This window comes from Burkholderia sp. 8Y, from assembly GCF_902506145.1.
Lineage (GTDB): Bacteria > Pseudomonadota > Gammaproteobacteria > Burkholderiales > Burkholderiaceae > Caballeronia.
The window spans coordinates 2,124,232-2,141,452 of the sequence record NZ_LR733519.1 but is presented as its reverse complement, the minus strand read 5'-3'; the positions used below and the strand labels follow the sequence as shown (position 1 = coordinate 2,141,452).

Annotated in this window: 12 protein-coding genes and 2 pseudogenes; 11 read left to right on the top strand and 3 right to left on the bottom strand. The window is 62.8% G+C overall.

Going from position 1 to position 17,221, the window contains the following annotated elements:
* The 5 genes from GV035_RS09560 to GV035_RS09540 all read left to right on the top strand — a co-directional run bounded on the left by GV035_RS09560 (position 1) and on the right by GV035_RS09540 (position 5,063).
* Complete coding sequence (locus tag GV035_RS09560; RefSeq protein ID WP_159834692.1) at positions 1-477, top strand: thioesterase family protein; 477 nt, start codon at positions 1-3, stop codon at positions 475-477.
* 320 nt (positions 478-797) lie between these two features.
* Positions 798-1,250 (top strand): universal stress protein, encoded by a 453-nt coding sequence (locus tag GV035_RS09555; protein ID WP_159834691.1) that lies wholly within the window; start codon positions 798-800, stop codon positions 1,248-1,250.
* Positions 1,251-1,304: 54 nt separating this feature from the next.
* The gene (locus GV035_RS09550; RefSeq protein WP_159834690.1) at positions 1,305-1,625 is read left to right on the top strand and encodes a DUF1840 domain-containing protein; all 321 of its coding nucleotides are present in this window, start codon (positions 1,305-1,307) and stop codon (positions 1,623-1,625) included.
* 236 nt (positions 1,626-1,861) lie between these two features.
* Positions 1,862-3,775 carry a hybrid sensor histidine kinase/response regulator gene (locus tag GV035_RS09545; RefSeq protein ID WP_159834689.1) on the top strand — a complete coding sequence of 638 codons (1,914 nt, stop codon included), beginning with the start codon at positions 1,862-1,864 and terminating at the stop codon, positions 3,773-3,775.
* Between the two features lie 124 nt (positions 3,776-3,899).
* Positions 3,900-5,063 (top strand): extracellular catalytic domain type 2 short-chain-length polyhydroxyalkanoate depolymerase, encoded by a 1,164-nt coding sequence (locus GV035_RS09540; RefSeq protein ID WP_159834688.1) that lies wholly within the window; start codon positions 3,900-3,902, stop codon positions 5,061-5,063.
* Positions 5,064-5,560: 497 nt separating this feature from the next.
* On the opposite strand, the gene GV035_RS09535 is transcribed toward GV035_RS09540, so the two are convergent.
* Positions 5,561-6,277 carry a YrzE family protein gene (locus tag GV035_RS09535; protein WP_159834687.1) on the bottom strand — a complete coding sequence of 239 codons (717 nt, stop codon included), beginning with the start codon at positions 6,275-6,277 and terminating at the stop codon, positions 5,561-5,563.
* Between the two features lie 306 nt (positions 6,278-6,583).
* Here GV035_RS09535 and GV035_RS09530 point away from each other — a divergent pair, with 306 nt between their 5' ends.
* The 4 genes and pseudogenes from GV035_RS09530 (at position 6,584) to GV035_RS09515 (ending at position 12,673) form a co-directional block, all read left to right on the top strand.
* Complete coding sequence (locus GV035_RS09530) at positions 6,584-7,582, top strand: glycosyltransferase family 2 protein (protein ID WP_159834686.1); 999 nt, start codon at positions 6,584-6,586, stop codon at positions 7,580-7,582.
* A gap of 900 nt (positions 7,583-8,482) precedes the next feature.
* Positions 8,483-9,148: pseudogene (locus tag GV035_RS09525) on the top strand (porin); the annotation flags it as partial.
* Positions 9,149-10,728: 1,580 nt separating this feature from the next.
* Positions 10,729-11,661 carry a 3-keto-5-aminohexanoate cleavage protein gene (locus GV035_RS09520; RefSeq protein ID WP_159834685.1) on the top strand — a complete coding sequence of 311 codons (933 nt, stop codon included), beginning with the start codon at positions 10,729-10,731 and terminating at the stop codon, positions 11,659-11,661.
* Positions 11,662-11,710: 49 nt separating this feature from the next.
* Positions 11,711-12,673, top strand: coding sequence for a 3-hydroxyacyl-CoA dehydrogenase (locus GV035_RS09515; protein ID WP_159834684.1), 963 nt, complete (start codon positions 11,711-11,713; stop codon positions 12,671-12,673).
* Between the two features lie 208 nt (positions 12,674-12,881).
* Here GV035_RS09515 and GV035_RS09510 read toward each other — a convergent pair whose 3' ends face one another.
* Entirely contained in the window at positions 12,882-13,406 is a 525-nt protein-coding gene (locus tag GV035_RS09510; protein WP_159834683.1) for a hypothetical protein, read from the bottom strand.
* A 188-nt stretch (positions 13,407-13,594) separates the two neighbouring features.
* Here GV035_RS09510 and GV035_RS29435 point away from each other — a divergent pair.
* A pseudogene (locus GV035_RS29435) lies at positions 13,595-13,855 on the top strand (molybdate ABC transporter substrate-binding protein); the annotation flags it as partial.
* Here GV035_RS29435 and GV035_RS09500 read toward each other — a convergent pair.
* Positions 13,852-15,033, bottom strand: coding sequence for a sensor domain-containing diguanylate cyclase (locus tag GV035_RS09500; RefSeq protein WP_159834682.1), 1,182 nt, complete (start codon positions 15,031-15,033; stop codon positions 13,852-13,854). The pseudogene GV035_RS29435 and the gene GV035_RS09500 sit on opposite strands and share 4 nt — an antisense overlap.
* 461 nt (positions 15,034-15,494) lie before the next feature.
* Between GV035_RS09500 and GV035_RS09495 the strand changes: the two genes are divergently transcribed.
* Positions 15,495-17,171 carry a phospholipase C gene (locus GV035_RS09495; RefSeq protein ID WP_159834681.1) on the top strand — a complete coding sequence of 559 codons (1,677 nt, stop codon included), beginning with the start codon at positions 15,495-15,497 and terminating at the stop codon, positions 17,169-17,171.
* Positions 17,172-17,221 lie beyond the last annotated feature (50 nt).

Below are 17,221 nucleotides of genomic sequence, written 5' to 3'. Positions count from 1 at the left end.
ATGATCTATCGCGACACGGTCAGGCCCGAGTGGGTCGACTACAACGGGCACTTGCGCGATGCGTTCTACATGCTGATCTACAGCCTCGCGACGGATGCCTTCATGGATGACATCGGCCTGGGCGATGCCGCGCGCCGCGCACGGCATCGCACGCTTTACACGCTGGAGGCGCATGTCAGCTATCTGCGCGAGTTGAAGGAAGGCGCGGCCGTGCGTGTGGATGCGCGCGTCATCGCGCACGACAGGAAGCGCATCCACCTGTATTTACAGATGTTCGAAGGGGACAGCGTCGATCCCGTGTCCGCCTGCGAACAGATGCTCATGCACATCGACACGAGCGGCGCGCCGAAAGCCGCTTCGTTGGATGATGACATCGCAGCGAACATCGCCGCACAGGCGACCATCTCGGCGACGGATGCGGTTTATGCGGGTCGGGTGATCGAGCTGCCGGCGGGTTCGCGAGGGGCTCGTGAGTAGCACGGCGACGCGGCATGATGCGCGGGCTCGAAAGCATCATGCGGTGCTTGCACGCTTCGGTATCTGCATGATGCTCGACGAGCGCGGCCGTGCATCCGGCAGCGCGGAGTTCTTCGCGGGAGCAATGATGTCGATCGTCCGTCGATAACGAAACGACGCGACACGGAATTCTATAAGTCGCACAAACAAAGCCGCACCCGAGCGTCTGCTTCTTCCTTCGGGCGAGATTGACAGACCCCTTGCAAGAAATCGCGCCGACGCGCCGCCGCCCGATATACATCACGCTGTGATATATTGGAATCAATGCAGCGGGAGGCATCATGGCCAGCTATCGTCGAATTCTGTTGTGCTACAACGGCACTCACGAAGGGCGGTGCGCGTTGCGTCTCGGCGCTCATCTCGCGCGCGAGCTTCATGCGGAAACGCATCTTCTTGCGGTCCTCGACGATACCGAATGGACGCGAGGGCTCGATGTGGTCTTTCCGGTGCCAATCCAGCTCGAACGCGACACCGCAGAAGATGTCCTGCGTGAAGGCGTGGACAAGCTGGCGCAACTGGGCGTCGTCGCGCAGGGTCATCTTGCGACCGGCAATCCGATGACGAAGATTCCTTCGTTTGCGAGTGCGCTGAATATCGATCTCATCGTCGTCGGACATCACCGCAGCGGCATGCTCTCGCGCTGGTGGACCGGCCAGGACGATGGCTGGCTGCTGGATCGCGTTACATGCAGCGTCCTCGTCGCGATGGAGCAGCACGAGCCGCAAACGCGATAGCCAGGCCCGCGCCGCCTGCAGAACTTCGAGGCGCTCGCGCCAGGGAGAACGGCAATGTTAGTCACATTTCATTCGAGGGCCACGCCCGATGTCGTGATGTTGCGTGACCTCGCAGGCTACCTTTTGGGAATCATCGGTAAGCGTATCGGTTCGAGGGGCGTCATCTTGCATAGCGAGGTAGACGCGGCGATCGAGCGCCTGCAGACAGTCCTGAACGAAGACGAACGGATCGCGCACGAGCACGGCGCGCTTTATCATCCGCTGTCGTTGACGGACGAGCGGACCGGGCTCGGGCTGCAATCCCGCGCGCTTCCTTTCCTCGATATGTTGCGCGAAGCCAGGCTCAGGGACGCCGATATTATCTGGGGGCTGTAGCAGAAGGTGTGCGGAGGCGAGTTCGAAACATCCAGCTTGTCCTGCGATCGAACGCCCGTACGGTCTTTGCATCTGCCGATACGGCCTGAGTTCAGCGTCCATGAAAGCGAAAAGAGCACGGACGTCCGCTCTTCTTTCTAACACCACCCGCCACCGTTAAACGCGCATGACGAGTTCCGCAGCCTGGGAATGTTTAATGCAGACGAATCGGCGTCACTCAATTCTCGGTTTTCGCCATGATCGTTCGCATCGCACAATTCCCGGCCAGGAAGCGGCTGGTGCTGGGACTCGCTGCAGGGGCGGCGGTGCTCCTGCTTCAGCAGGCGCTGACAGTCGTCGCACACGGACGACTGACATTTCTGCTCGTCAGCGCATCGCTACCGTTGATCACCGTGTTGTTCGGTGCGGTGCCCGGAGTGCTTCTCCTGATAGGCGGAACGGCATTCGGCTCGCTATGGATGCAACCTCTCGGTACGTTGACGGTCGAGGCACGCGACGACCAGATCGTGCTTCTGGTCTATGTGGTGGTCGGCGGGCTGCTGGTCCTGGCCGGTCAACAACTCGCGATGGTGGCAAAACGCGCCGGTAAAGCGGAGGCGGCGTCTCACGAAGCGGGCGAGCGGCTGTTGCGCGTCGAGCGCGATGCGCGGCACCGCTTCGACGTCGCGCTGAACAGTGCCGGCGTGCCGTTTTGCATCCTGACGCCGGTGATCCGCGAGAACAGAATCGGCGAGTTCAGATGGGACTACCTGAACGACGCAGCCGCGCAGCTTTTCAACCAGACCGCCGCAGTCGTGATAGGCAGTTCGACCACGTATGTGCGTCCGGCGGGGTGGGACCCGGACATTCTGCTCGACCGCCTCGCGCCGCTCGCCGAGATAGCCGGACGCGATGCCTTCGACCTGCGCGTCGAGGGGAAGAACGGCGAGCAGTGGTTTCACGTCGTTGCTGCGTCGCTCGATGGCTCGGTCGTCGCGTGGTTCGGCGACGTGACGCCGCGCGTGCGCGCCGAGCAGGCCCTTTCCGAAGCGGACCGCCGCAAGGATGAGTTCCTGGCGACGCTCGCTCACGAGCTGCGCAACCCGCTTGCGCCGATCAGACAGGTGGCGGAGATCCTCGAACAGCCCGGACTCACCGAGCAGCGCAGAGACTGGTGCATCACGATACTGCGCCGGCAGTCCGCAGCGATGGCGCTTCTGCTGGACGACCTGCTCGATGTGTCGCGCATCACGCGCGGCGCGCTGACATTGCGCAAAGAGGCCGTGGCGGTCAAGGATGTCATCGACGACGCCGTCGAGATCGCGAGGCCGATGCTGGAGGGCAAGGGCCACGAGTGGGTGCTGAAACATCCCGCGCGCCCGGTGCATATTGAGGCGGACCGCTTGCGATTGGCGCAGGTGCTGGCGAATCTCCTGACGAACGCCGCGAAATACACGCCACCCGGCGGGCGCATCGAAGTGGATGCAAGGGCCGACGATTCGGAGATCGTTCTGTCCGTCGCTGACAATGGAATCGGCATCGAGCCTGAGAAGCTGTCGGCGATCTTCTCCATGTTTTCCCAGGTGAATCCCGACCATCATCGTCAAGGCGGACTTGGAATCGGTCTCGCGCTTTCGAGGTCGCTGATCGAACTTCATGGAGGCCGGATCACCGCGTCGAGTGCCGGGAAAGATCAGGGGAGTTGCTTCGCCATTCATCTGCCCGTGCAATGCAAGGTCGTGCCGCCGCCGGTGCGCAAGCGCGAGGCCCCGGCGACGCAAGCGCCTACCGAAAAGCAGGAAAGGCGTCGCATTCTGGTCGTCGACGACAACGTCGATGCAGCGGACGCGCTCACGGCGCTCCTGGAACTCGAAGGGCACGAGGTGCGGACCGTGTATTCGGGCGAGGAGGCCGTCGATATCCTCAGCCACTATGGTCCACAGATTGTGCTGCTCGACCTGGGCTTGCCCGGCATGACCGGCATCGACGTCGCCCGCCAGATCCGCGCGAGGCCCGCGACAAAGGACGTCACGCTCATTGCCATCACTGGCTGGGGACAGCCTCAGGACCGCGCGCGCACCGCCGACGCCGGATTCGACTTCCATTTCACGAAGCCCGTCGATGTCGAGCAGCTCAATGAGGCGATAGACAGCGCGTTGTCCGTCTCGTAGCGCAGCGTCGCGAGGGGGGCGCGTAAAGCGTCCACGCGCCTTGGGCGCAACTTTTGCTCGAACGGCACATAGCTCGCTAGAAAAAACGCGTTCGATGTTTCTTCGCCCTTGGGAGGGGACGACGATGGCGACCATCTCGTTAGGCGCACGGTTGGCGTCGGCAGCAAGCGTCGCATTCTGCCTCGCGGGGTGCGGCGGCGGATCGGCGAGTGCGGATACTGCCGCAGCGGCGCGGTCGGCAACCGTGGGCGCGTCTTCCGTCACAGCCAGCGCCGCGCCGAGTGGCGCATCGCAACAAGCCACGACCGTCAGACTGCAACGCTACAAGATCGACCCGGCGAAGGTCTTCGTCGCTGGCATCTCGTCGGGCGGATTCGCGGCGGTGCAAATGCATGTCGCTCACTCGGCGACGTTCAAGGGCGCCGCAGTCTATGCCGGCGGCGTCTATTGGTGCGCCGGCGTCGGCGGCGCAGCGAGCGCCCTGGCAAACTGCGGCGGCCTGACGCTTCCGACGAATCAGGCGTCGTATAACAGCACGCTGATCGCTTCAGAGACGTATCTGGACACGCAGTCGGCTCTCGGCACGATCGACCCGTCGACGAATCTTCGCGGACAACCCGTCTACCTGTGGTCCGGCACGCAAGACGAGGTGGTCAATCCGCTGGAGATGGCCGACCTCGATTCCGAGTACCGGCATTACGGGGCGCAGATTCACTTCGACAAAACGTATCCCGCTGCGCACGGCTGGGAATCGCCCGACGGCGAGCTTGCGTGCGGCACGCTCGGAAGCCCGTACATGGTTCGTTGCTCGGCCAACGGTGCAACCTACGATTCAGTGAAGACGTGGCTGACCATGTTCATCGGCCCGCTCAAGCCGCGCAACGACGGAAAGCTGTCCGGTGCGCTGCTGACGTTCGATCAGACCGAATTCGGCGCGTCGTCCAACCTCTCGATGAGTCCGACCGGCAGCGTCTTTGTTCCAAAGGCCTGCGCGCAAGGGCAACAATGCGGATTCGTGCTGGCACTTCATGGCTGCTTGCAGCAGGCGTCGCTCGTGGGAAACCGCTGGGTCACGGAAGCCGGCATCAATGAGTGGGCCGATACCAACAAGCTGGTCGTCGTCTATCCCGACACGGTCGCGTCATCCGCGCCGGGGCCGACGAACCCGAACGGGTGCTTCGACTGGTGGGGATACTCCAATCAATACGATCCCAACTACGCGCTCAAGACCGGCTTGCAGATGTCGGTGCTGTACGCGATGGTGCAACGCGTGACGGGGCGGCCTTAGGCTCTTGCCATCGTTCCACCGCTTCGGCGTTGTCGTCCGGTCGATCGATAAAGCGCGATGGCCGTCAGCGCGTTGATACGCGACGCCGAGTCCGCGCAACGGGTGCTGCGCGAACTCGGCGTTTTCATAGGCTGAACGGGTGCAGCGTCGAGCGCAATAAGATCGACCGTGCGTTCGCGTGCGAAATCGGAATGAACGTGGAACCGGGAGCACGCTCGGTCGCGATCATCGCTATCGAATACGCGATGGGCGTCGATCTAGTCGCCGCGATTTCTTTTCGCTCACGGATACACCGTCACTCAACGGTTCTCATACAGCGCGGCTGTCTTGGCGGAAGCCCTAGCGGGACTGCCTAAAGCGGCGCGCATTCCACTCTTCTCGTGGACGCGCGCCGTGACCTTGCTGGCGCGCACCGGGCTTAAACCACTGAGCGTCAAGCCGGTTGCGCGCTCACGACAGCATTGCCCCTTCTACCTAGACGGACGCCGGACAGCCGCTTAACGACGCACGCCTCCCGACACTGCGCGATCGCGGCCCAGAGCCGTGTCGCGATCCACGGCGGAGCCGCCGCTTTCCTCGAACGGCGGCTGGTGACGGAAGCCCGCGCCGCCCGAGACGATCGAGATGATCGCGCCGACGATCAATGCGGCGAACGAGAACCAGCTTGCGCGGGCGACGCCGCGAGCGGCGGTATCGGCAGCCTGGCGTGCGTTCTGATCGGCTTCGGGGCTGGATGCCGCCGACGCCGCCGATGCGACCGCGGCTTGAACCTGCTGCTTCGCCGAATCGATCAGCTGATTGCCACTGCCGGACTGATTCGCCGCTGTGGCGCCGACCTGCGCCGTCGTCGCGGCCACGCTGCCGGCGGTGCTCACTGCGCCCGTGATCAGCGACGTCATGCCGTACACGATCAACAGGGTCATGACAGCCCACGAGAGCAGTCCGTGCAGCCACCCGATTACCGGCGCGCAGCGTCCGGCGTAATACGAGCCGACGAACACCGCAAGGACCGTGGTGACGATGACCCATACCCCGGAGCCGAAGCCGAAACCGTGCAGCGCGTCGGGCTTCGACATCGGCGAAAGCAAGGACGCGCCGATGGCCGTGCCGAGCACGCTCATAATCAGATAGACGATCATCGAAAGAATCACGCCGGCGATGATGGCACCCCACGAGAGCCGTGGCAGACCCTCTTGCGTCGTTAGAAGTTTCATTGATGTCTCCCGTGAGTTGGATTATGAATGCCTTCGGATCAAGCAATCGCCATGCCGATCGGGGAAAAGCCAGTAGTTAACGAGCGTCTTATAACGTTGGTTTGGAACCCGTTGTGCCGTTTGATTTGACAACGAATCAATGCAGGTAGTTATCCCGATGATTTTGCGTCGCCTACTCGCTATCTTTGCTCTTCACGGCTTCGACTCGCCTACAATCGGCGAGAGACGCCTGTCTTGCGCGGCACAGTGGTTATTCCAGTCGCGAAACGCATCTGTCTAACAATGCGGTAGTCGGGAGGGCAAAACATGTCAGTATCAGTTGTAGTCCCCGCTTACAACGCGCAGGATTTCATACAGGTTGCGATCGCATCACTGCAAGCGCAGACACTGCCGCCACTCGAAATCATCGTTGTGAATGATGCATCCACCGACGACACGGCGAAGGTCGTCGAATCTGCAGCGAAGAAAGACAGCCGCATTAAACTGATCAATCTCGCATCCAACATGGGGCCGGGTGGCGCTCGTAACGCGGGCATCGAGGAAGCGCGCGGTCAATGGATCGCGCTCCTTGACGCCGATGACCGCTTCGCGCCCGAACGGTTAGAACGGCTCGTGCAGCTCGGGGAAGAAACCAAGGCGGACATTGTTACGGACAACCTATTGATTTACGACGCCGTGGCACAGAAAATTGCCCGGCAAGGATTCCGTCGAAGGGACAATGAATCGCATTTTGAAGTGACGCTGGATTCGTTTCTGTACAACGCGGCAGGCGAATCGACCGAATGCGACTTCGGGCTACTGATGCCGATCTTTCGCCGCGACACATTGATCGAACGAGGACTTCGGTATCCCGTGAACCTGCGTCACGGCGAGGACTTTCATTTGATGCTCGACGCGCTGCTAGCCGGCTCTACTTGGGTGTGTACCAGCGATGCCTATTATCTCTACACTGAGAGAACGGGTTCGATTAGCAAACAGTCGTCCGGCATGAGCCGCACGAAGGTCAATTACGCGGCAATGAAGGCGGCGACTGATCAGCTGTTGTCACGGCCAGCCATCAGCAGCAATGCGCGTCTGCGAGAACTCGTCGCCCGTCGCTCGCGCGGTCTGAGGTGGCTCGATGCGAAAGCCAAGCTGGTCGCGAAAATGCGATCCGAGGGAACGGCAAGCGTCCTCAAAACCTGCGCAGGCGACCCGTGGATCGCGTGGAATGTCGGTCGTTTTCTGATCCGCCGCATCTCGCGAAAGGTGAATGCACTCGGCCACGCAACGTTCAGTTCAAGAGGCTCGCGGCCGCTGCGTTAGGTGCGCAATGAGGCTATCGGTGAGTGACTCTCGATTGTCCGCGTGTGCCGATTCAAGTATTCCTCTATCGATAGCGCATTTGCTGACGGCTGGTCGATCGCCCTCGCATCGAGCCGCCGGTCTATCACGTCCTCAAGATCATCTCTTCTGGTCAACAACCCGGCATTGGCGCAGTGTGACGAGCGCATCGGCGACGGATCGCTTACGTCCACGAGTTTCATCGCTATGGGAAGGTCGGCGCGCTTGACCGCTGCATGCGGCTTCCCAACTGGCGGTTCGCGCTGACGCCGCGAAGTGGCTCGAGCTCCAATACGTGCGATAGAAGTGTTTCGTCGCACGCACTTGGGACAATGTCTTTCCACGAAGCTCGCAAGCAGCCGTGAAGACAAGACCTGCACGCGACCAGCCAACGCCCGGTCCAATGCAAATCACCGGACAACGCTATCTATTTTCTTTATCGGCGATGCGCGGCGAGACCGGCGTCCCCGCATCGACAATCCCGCCGTCCATGCCTTCAAGAGTCCCATCCGACAAGGGCTCGCTTGCTGGCAACCCTTCCCCGACGCTCAGCCACAGGCGTCTGCTCACTGGTTAACCCGCTCTTTCGCGCTGATCGCCTCAACGCCAATTTGTAGCCGGTACCAACGTTCAAGCCGATGACGATACGCGGCACAACGATTCGAGAAGGGAGACGCTTCCATGCCTGATGCCTTGAGTCCCTAGCGCCCGCGCGCGTTAGCGAGACAGCCAGCAGCACCGACAGTAATAACGATCGCAAGCCATGGCCGCCGTCACTCCGTGATGCGCGGCAGGGACCGGCTTTGCCCAACGTCGCAACCATCAAAACAAATCGTGAGGGATTCAAACGTGACACGTCGACTGAAGCAGTTAGGCACGGCAATGATTGCAGGAACAGCGGCCATCGCCGCGCCGGCGTTCGCGCAGAGCAGCGTGACGCTGTACGGTATCGTCGACGATTCGATCGTCTATCAGAACAGCCAGACGAACCTCGCGCGCAGCACGCCGGGCCGCTCGAACGTCAAGATGGCCTCGGGCATCTGGGCGGGCAGCCGCTTCGGTCTGAAGGGCGCGGAAGATCTCGGCGGCGGCAACAAGGCCATTTTCCAGCTCGAATCGGGCTTCGATATCAATAGCGGCGGTCAGCAGTTCACCAACGCGATGTTCGGCCGTCAGGCATGGGTCGGGCTCACCAACGCGAACTACGGTACGTTGACGTTGGGCCGTCAGTACACGTCCTACTACACGCTGCTGTCGCCGTATAGCCCGACGAACTGGCTGACCGGCTATTTCGGCGCGCACCCCGGCGATATCGACAACATGGACACGATCTACCGGGCGAACAACTCGGTCGTGTACACGTCGCCGAAACTCTATGGCTTCACAGTAAGCGGCTCGTACTCGTTCGCGGGCGTGCCGGGCAGCGTTTATCAGGGCTCGGCGTGGTCGGCGGCGGTGCAGTACGCGCAGGGTCCGGTCGGGATGACGGTCGCGTTCGAACGCTTCAACAATGCGGCCAACGGCGGCGGCATCTATAGCGGCAGCTCGGCCGTCGCGGCTCGGAGCAGCTTGGCTGGTCGACCTGGCTCGGTCAGGCCGCGACGAACGCGCCGATCACGGGGATGCGCTTCGAGCCCGAAGACTATGTGCCGCAGTTGAGGCGCCGGGCGAGGCAGGGGCAACGAGTCTGCGCCCACAACTGGCGAAAGGGATCACACGAGGCGTGCGTCATATGAATATGGCTGTTGCCAAACTGTATTTGAAACGCACGGTGACGCGGTTCACAGTCGAACTGACGGTGACGGAATACTACAGGCTGCTAAGCGATCAATTGCATGAGGGCTCGAAGAAGGTGGGAAAGAGGGTGCCTGTCCGATAAGTATGAGGGCACGCACCGAGTCTTGCGTTGGCGATGCAAAGGAGGCCATGTCTGGTTGGCGGCGCCTGGGAACATCAAGAGAGGGGCGTGGTGCCCACAATGTGCGTGGATCGAGCGGCGGCACACAATCGAGGAAATGCATGCGATCGCCCGAGAGCGAGGCGGACGCTGCCTGTCCGATGAGTACGTCAACGGGTCGATCAAGCTCGAATGGCTGTGCAAGCTGGGTCATGCGTGGCACGCGCAGCCGGCGTCGATTCTGGCGGGCACGTGGTGCCCAGCATGCGCTTATTTGAGTCGATGTTTGACTGACGAAGCCAGGCGTAAGTATTTTTCGGTCGGCAAGAATGACGTGTCGTGATTGACGGGACGGCCAGCCCGTCCGACGGGCGTCTCCGGCGGTTTGTATCACGCAAAAGTCGCCGGGGACACTTCGGGGACAGTCGAAGGGCACCGAGGGGCATGCAGATGAATGACCTTCGCCGCTTTTCAAGCGCGACGACGACAATGCTCCACGCTCGCCGATGACTCGCTCGAAGTTTTTCCAGTCACGACAACATGGAAGCGGACCGATATGCTCGGGACGTCTTCGTACGTCAGACGGCTCCGCGCCGGCTCCGCGCACATGCGCGCTCGAGCTGAGATTTGCGGTACTGCCGTTCCGCCTTGCCGCTGCGAGGAATACCGGCGAACTTGCCCGCTTGCCCGTGACCGTCCAGCCTCGTCCGGAACTGGCTCAGGTCTGCCGCGACTTACGCGTACGGCCGGCGCGACACGAACGAAAGCGCGCAGCACGCATTGTCAGCCTGTCGCGATTCTGTGAGTCACTGCCGCCATGCGACGAAGGCACCGGTGGTCGCGAGCCGATGACCGCCCGCCCGTTTCATCGAATTCACGCCCCACGCCCCACGCGCCGCCTCGCGACGAAGCGCAGATGCGCAAGCCCCTCGCCGACGCGATGGCGGCGCACCCGAACCTGTCCAAGAACCAGCAAGCCAAGCGGTTCAGTCCGCGAGTCACTGCCATGCTCGCCAGCCGATAGCCGACCTCTCTCGCCGCTTCCATCCAACTTTCGCGCGGTCTTCACGCCTCTCGCATCGCCACGGCCATATCCGCATCACCCGAATATGCTGAAAACCGCAATACCCGGTGCGCCGGTCTTCGGTTAGATTCGTCCAGATCGCCGGGCCATTTCCCATGCAACAACGTCGAAGTCCTTCGAAACCGAACGAGGAACACGAGGAGTCACATGGCAAGCAAACGCAAGGTCATCATCACCTGCGCACCGACTGGCGCGATCCACACGCCGTCGATGTCGCCGTATCTCCCGATCACGCCGCAACAGATCGCCGATGCCGCGCTCGCCGCGGCACGCGAAGGCGCGGCCATCCTGCACCTGCATGCGCGCGATCCAGACGACGGTCATCCGACGCAGGACCCCGCCGTGTTCAAGCAGTTCTTGCCGCACATCAAGGCGCAGACGGATGCCGTCATCAACATCACGACGGGCGGCAGTCCGCACATGACCGTGGCCGAGCGGCTCAAGCCCGCGCATTTCTTCAAGCCGGAAGTGGCATCGCTCAACATGGGATCGATGAACTTCGGCCTCTATCCGATGCTCGACCGCTTCAAGGAACTGAAGCACGACTGGGAGCGCAAGCACCTGGAAAACAGCCGCGATCTCGTGTTCAAGAACACGTTCGCCGACATCGAATACATTCTGACTTCATGCAGCGCGAACGGTACGCGCTTCGAGTACGAGTGTTACGACATCTCGCATCTCTACAACCTCGCGCATTTCGTCGATCGCGGGCTCGCGAAGCCGCCGTTCTTCGTGCAGAGCGTGTTCGGCTTGCTGGGCGGTATCGGGCCGCATCCGGAAGACCTCGCGCATATGCGCCGCACGGCTGACCGCCTGTTCGGTAAGGACTACGTATGGTCGATTCTCGGCGCGGGACGCAATCAGATTCCGCTGGCATCCATAGGCGTCGCGCAGGGCTCGAACGTGCGCGTGGGCCTCGAAGATTCGCTGTGGATCGAGCCGGGCAAGCTCGCCGAATCGAGCGCCGCGCAAGTGCGCAAGATCCGGCAGGTCATCGAAGGGCTCTCGCTCGACATCGCGACGCCCGCCGAAGCGCGCGAAATGCTGCAACTGAAAGGCGCGAGCGATACTCACTTCTGACGCGCGAAGCGTCGCGAAGGACAACGGCAAACCATCGAGGATGAATCGAATGCAAGCAAGAACGGTCGCGGTGATTGGTTCGGGACGTATCGGGCGCGCGTGGGCCATCGTGTTCGCGCGCAACGGCTTCCAAGTCAGGATTCACGATGCCGCGCCCCATATGCTGACGGGCGCGCTGCCCGCCATTCGCGAGAGCGTGGAGGACCTCGCCTCGTTCGGGCTGATCGACGAGCCGGTGGACGCGATCGTCGCGCGCATCACAGCCGGCGCGACGCTCGCCGAGACCGTCGCGGATGCCGATCTCGTGCAGGAGAACATCGCGGAAGTGGTCGAAGCAAAGCGCGCGCTCTTCGCCGAGCTCGACCGCCTGACGAAGCCCGACGCGCTGCTCGCGAGCTCGACGTCGGGCTTGCCTGCATCGACCTTCACGGAAGGGTTGCAAGGCGGCTCGCGCTGTCTCGTGGCGCATCCGGTGAATCCGCCGTCGCTCGTGCCGCTCGTCGAACTGTGCGGCGCGCCGTGGACCGCGCCCGAGACCTTGCAGCGTGCCCGCGCGCTGTATGAGGAAGCGGGGCAGAAGCCTGTGATCGTCAATCGCGAGATTTCGGGGTTTCTGCTCAATCGCCTGCAAGGCGCCGTGCTCGACGAAGCATTGAGTCTCTACGAGCAGGGCTACGCGAGCGCCGCCGATCTCGACACGGTGATGCGCGACGGCCTCGCCATGCGATGGTCGTTCATGGGCCCGTTCGAAACCATCGATCTGAACGCGCCCGGCGGCGTGGCGGATTACGCGTCGCGCTATGGCGGGACGTATCGCAGTATCGCGGCGACGCGCGTGCCGTTCGACTGGTCCGCCGACACGCTGGCGAAGCTCGATGCGGAGCGCCGCGCGGTGCTTGCGCGAGAGAACATCGAAGAGCGCAGCCGCTGGCGGGATCGTCGGCTGATGGCGTTGCTGGCGCATCGGCGGTCGCTGGAGGAGGAGCAAGGCGACGGGGAGTCGGTGGCGTAGGGCGTGGCTGTGCAAGCTGCTGAACTCGCGAAGGTGCTTCACGAGCAAGGCGCGCTCATCGACAACGCTTCGACCGGGCGCACGCAGACCAACCCGGCATTCATCGCGCACGCCACCGCGTGCTGGCGGGAAGCTCAGGCTTTGCCCATCAGCGCGCGTGAACCAGGATGCCGCCGACGCGCGACTGGGATGCCGAAGGCGGCGACGATCAAAGAGCCGTGGGAGAGGAGCTCATCGAGGCTTTTTCTTCAGCCAGAAGACTCTGGAGCAACCGCGCCACCTTTGATGACCAAGTGCGGCGCCCGACCCCGGACGCGAAAAAGCGCCAATCTTCATCTTCCTCTACAGCATCTGGGACAACCGTGAGATTTAAGTCGCCCGATAGGGAAAGCGAAACACCGCCTGCTTCATTCGCTGTCACCGATTCAACAATCGGGAAGTCGGGTTCGAGTAATAACCGTTGCAGACGGTGAACTGTTGCGCGCGCCTCGTCATCCCCGCGTCGCAGATCTACCTCTGTTGCCGCGACACGGCCCATCTGTTCAAGTCGCCACGCAGATTGGATGTGAAGCGCCCACTCGCCGACATGCTTCACCACCCCTCTAAAGTTGGTTACCGGTCGTTGCGCACCGAACGCCAAGGTAAGCATATCGGCTGCGCGATTCACGCCGCTTAACTGCAACCCTTGAAGAACTGAGAGACGCCGCTCGATTTCTTTTTTTGAATCGGTCATTGGATTCTTCCGTGTGTGCTTTTTCGCACATTACCAAAGGTTGAACATGTCCTTTGCGCGCTCCATGATCTCGTGATATCCGAGGCCTTCGCCGGAAATCTCATCGTGAAGTTGTCGGGCTTGGCCCGGGCGTCAGACGCAGAACCGAGCGATGTCATCAGTTTGTTTTGCGCGTGATCATCGAGAAGCAGGTCGCGCCGAAGGCGAAGATGGTGCCGCACATCCCGGTGGCGTCGATTGTCGCGAGCGCGACTACGAGCTGGGCCTTCAGCAGATCGCCGAGTTGTTGCCCGTGCCGGGCGTCGAATTCGTCGGCGAGGTGCCGGAAGAAGTGCAGTCGGTGACGCGCTATGCGGCCGGCATTCCGGGTCGGCGCGAAGCATCCGGACGAAGCGCGGGCGCTGATCGAGTTCCTCGCGTCGCCCGCCGCGCAGCCGACGGTGCGCTAAACCGGGCTGGATTCCGTCGCGCAGTAAGCTGCGTGAACGCCAGCGCCCCGAGCGCCGCACTCACCCGTACACCGCAGCTCAGCCAGTTCATCGCCGAACACGATCCACCGATTTCTTCCCCCGTGCTTGGCCGCATACATCGCCGCGTCTGCCTTGTTGAGAAGCGGCTGCGCCCCGTTGCCGTCTTCCGGGCACGTGCTGATGCCCACGCTCAGACGCGGACGCACCACGTCGCCGCCAAGCTGCACGGGCGCGTTCACCGCGTCGATGAGCCGTCCCGCCAGCGACTGCACCGCTTTCAGCGCGGGCAGCGTCGACACCACGACGAATCCATCGCCGCCATACCGCCCGATCTGCTCCGTGACGCCGCCCGTCTGCGCGAGCCGCGTCGCGACGGTCGCGAGCAGTTCGTCGCCGAAGTGATGGCCGAGCGAATCGTTCACCACCTTGAACTCGTCGAGATCGATGAAGAGCACGCTCACGCGCGTGCCCTCGGCGCGCGCCCGCGCGAGCGTCTCGTCCAGACGGCGGGCGAGCGTCGCGCGATTCAGGAGGCCGGTGAGCGCGTCGCGTTCGTTCAGATGCTTGAGCGCGCGCGAGCGATCGGCCAGCTTGATTGCCGTGCGGTGCGTGACGATGCCGAGCGACAGCGGATAAACGATGAGCATCGGCGCACTCGCGATGGTGCTTGCCGACACGCTGCCCCAGTCGAAACCGACACCGAACACGAGCGCGCCCAGCCCGAATCCGAAGAGACAAAAGAGCGAACCCCGGGCGAGCAAGCGCGCGCCGCCCGCCGCGACGTTGTTCATCATGAACATCAGGAGAACGAGCGTGGACGGCAGCCAGGCGAACTTCATCGCGACGACGATCATCGCGCCGGCCATGTTGTCCACATAGATGTTGCGCCGCTCGCAGCGGTCCGGGTGCGCGCCCCTGCGCGCGAGCAGAAACGCGACGTGCGGCCAGCCGAAGCAATACGCAAGCACGAAGAGCCGCGCGCCGGCGGATGCTTGCTGCGTCCAGAGCACGGTCTCGACGAGCATGAAACCCATCGCGAGGCCGATGCAGCGCAGGCCGTACGAGCGACGCGCAAAGCCGCTGCCGCGGCGATGCGTCGTCGGGCACCCGTCCGACGCCACATCGGACGTCGCAGCGGACGCATCATCGAGAATCATGGCGACTGCCTCCGGTCGATGGAAGGCCCGCGCGTGCCCGGCGCATCGCCGCGACGGGCGACGACGCGGCGCGTGATAACTCGAAGGTGAGTAAACATGGGCTTTGAAGGGCAGACTTCCGATGGACGAGCGGCTCGACTAGCCCCGGATCGTAAGCGGGGCGATAGCTGGTTTACGTCGCCCGAACGCGATGCTTTAGCGGCACGAAGCGCGCATTTACCCGCATCGGCCGTGCTCATTTTCTGTCCAGTCGGGCAGGTGGCGCACGCGGTCGTAACGAAAGCGAAAGACAGCCGCGAAGGAACGTCAACTCCGAGTAAGTGGCTCGCAAGCGCGCTGTCTTAATGAGGCCATCAGCAAGTGCTTAAATCCATTGAGCTTGCAAGTGCCGCCATCGCTTCCGTGGCGCCTGAAAGCGCGAACGAACGAACCACTATCAAAACGACACCGGAGTTCCCTTCATGTTTCGTCGAGCCCTCATGGTTGGCGCGTCGGCCGCCGCCGCGTTTGGCCTGTACGCCTGCGGCAGCGATCACAACGACAGCGCCCAAAGCGCGCAGAACAAGCTCGCCACGGCGACGCCGATCAAGCATCTCGTCGTGATCTTCAACGAGAACGTTTCGTTCGATCACTACTTCGCGACCTATCCGAACGCCACGAACCCCGCCGGCGAACCGGCCTTCACGGCGGCGGCGGGCACGCCGGCCGTCAACGGTCCGAGCGGCACGCTTTTGACCGCCAACCCGAACTTCACCAACACGCTAAACGGCACGGCGGCGGCCAACCCGTTCCGCCTCGACCGCACGCAAGCGGCCACGGCCGACCAGAACCACGCCTACACGGCCGAGCAGCAGGCTTACAACAACGGCGCGGCGGACCTGTTCCCGAAATACACGGGTAAGGGTTCGAGCGGCGGCGCGGGTTCGTTCGGCACGGCCGGGCAGGTGATGGGCTACTTCGACGGCAATACCGTCGCCGCGCTCTGGAACTACGCGCAGAAGTTCGCGATGAGCGACAACGCCTACACCGACACCTACGGCCCGTCGACGCCCGGCGCGCTCGAAGTGGTGTCCGGCCAGAACAACGGCATGCAGATCGTCAAGGCGAGCAAGCCGGTGTTCAATCTGACGACGGCTTCCGGTTCGTACTATGTCGCGGACGGCCAGGGCGGCTACTCGATGATCAACGACGTCGATCCGGCGAACGACATCTGCTCGAGCGCGACGGATCAGGCGTTGATGACCTCGAAGAATATCGGCGACCTGCTCAACGCGAAGAACATCACGTGGGGCGGCTTCATGGGCGGCTTCAACCTCGCGACCGTCAACAGCAACGGCACGACCGGCTGCAAGCGCAGCACCGTGTCGCCGGTGGTCGGGCAGCCGACCGCCGACTATGTCGCGCACCACAACTGGTTCCAGTACTACGCGTCGACGGCGAATCCGCAGCACTTGCGCCCGAGCGCGACGGCGGCGATCGGCTCGTCGGTGGAGGCGGACGGCAAGACGCCGGAGCCCGCGAACCATCAGTACGACAGCGACGACTTCTTCGCGGCGGTGAAGGCCGGCAACTATCCGTCGGTGAGTTTCGTGAAGGCGCCCGCGTTTCAGGACGGCCACGCCGGCTACTCGGACCCGCTCGACGAACAGGCTTTCACGGCGAAGGTCGTGAACTTCCTGCAGCAGCAGCCGGACTGGAGCAGCACCGCCGTGATCGTCGCATGGGACGACTCGGACGGCTGGTACGACCACGCGTATGCGACGCCGACTTCGTCGTCGTTCGACGCGCAAGCCGATCAGCTGAACGGCGCGGGCAAGTGCGGCTCGGGCGCGGCGCCGATCGGCGTGAACGGCGGCGCGGTCAACGGCCGCTGCGGTCCCGGCACGCGCATTCCGTTCCTCGTGATCTCGCCGTGGGCGAAGGTGAACTACGTCGATCACACGCCGATCAGCCAGGCTTCCGTCGTGCGCTTCATCGAAGACAACTGGCTCGGCTCGGCGCGTCTGGGCGGCGGCTCGTTCGATGCCACTGCGGGCAGCATCATGGGCATGTTCGACTTCACGGGCAAGGGCAACAACCCGACGCTCTTCGTCGATCCGAACCTCGGTTCGCCGGTGGCATCGGTGCCTGCCATCTGAGCCGAGCCACGCACGGACGCACGGCACGTCCGTGCGTGTTCATGTCGCCG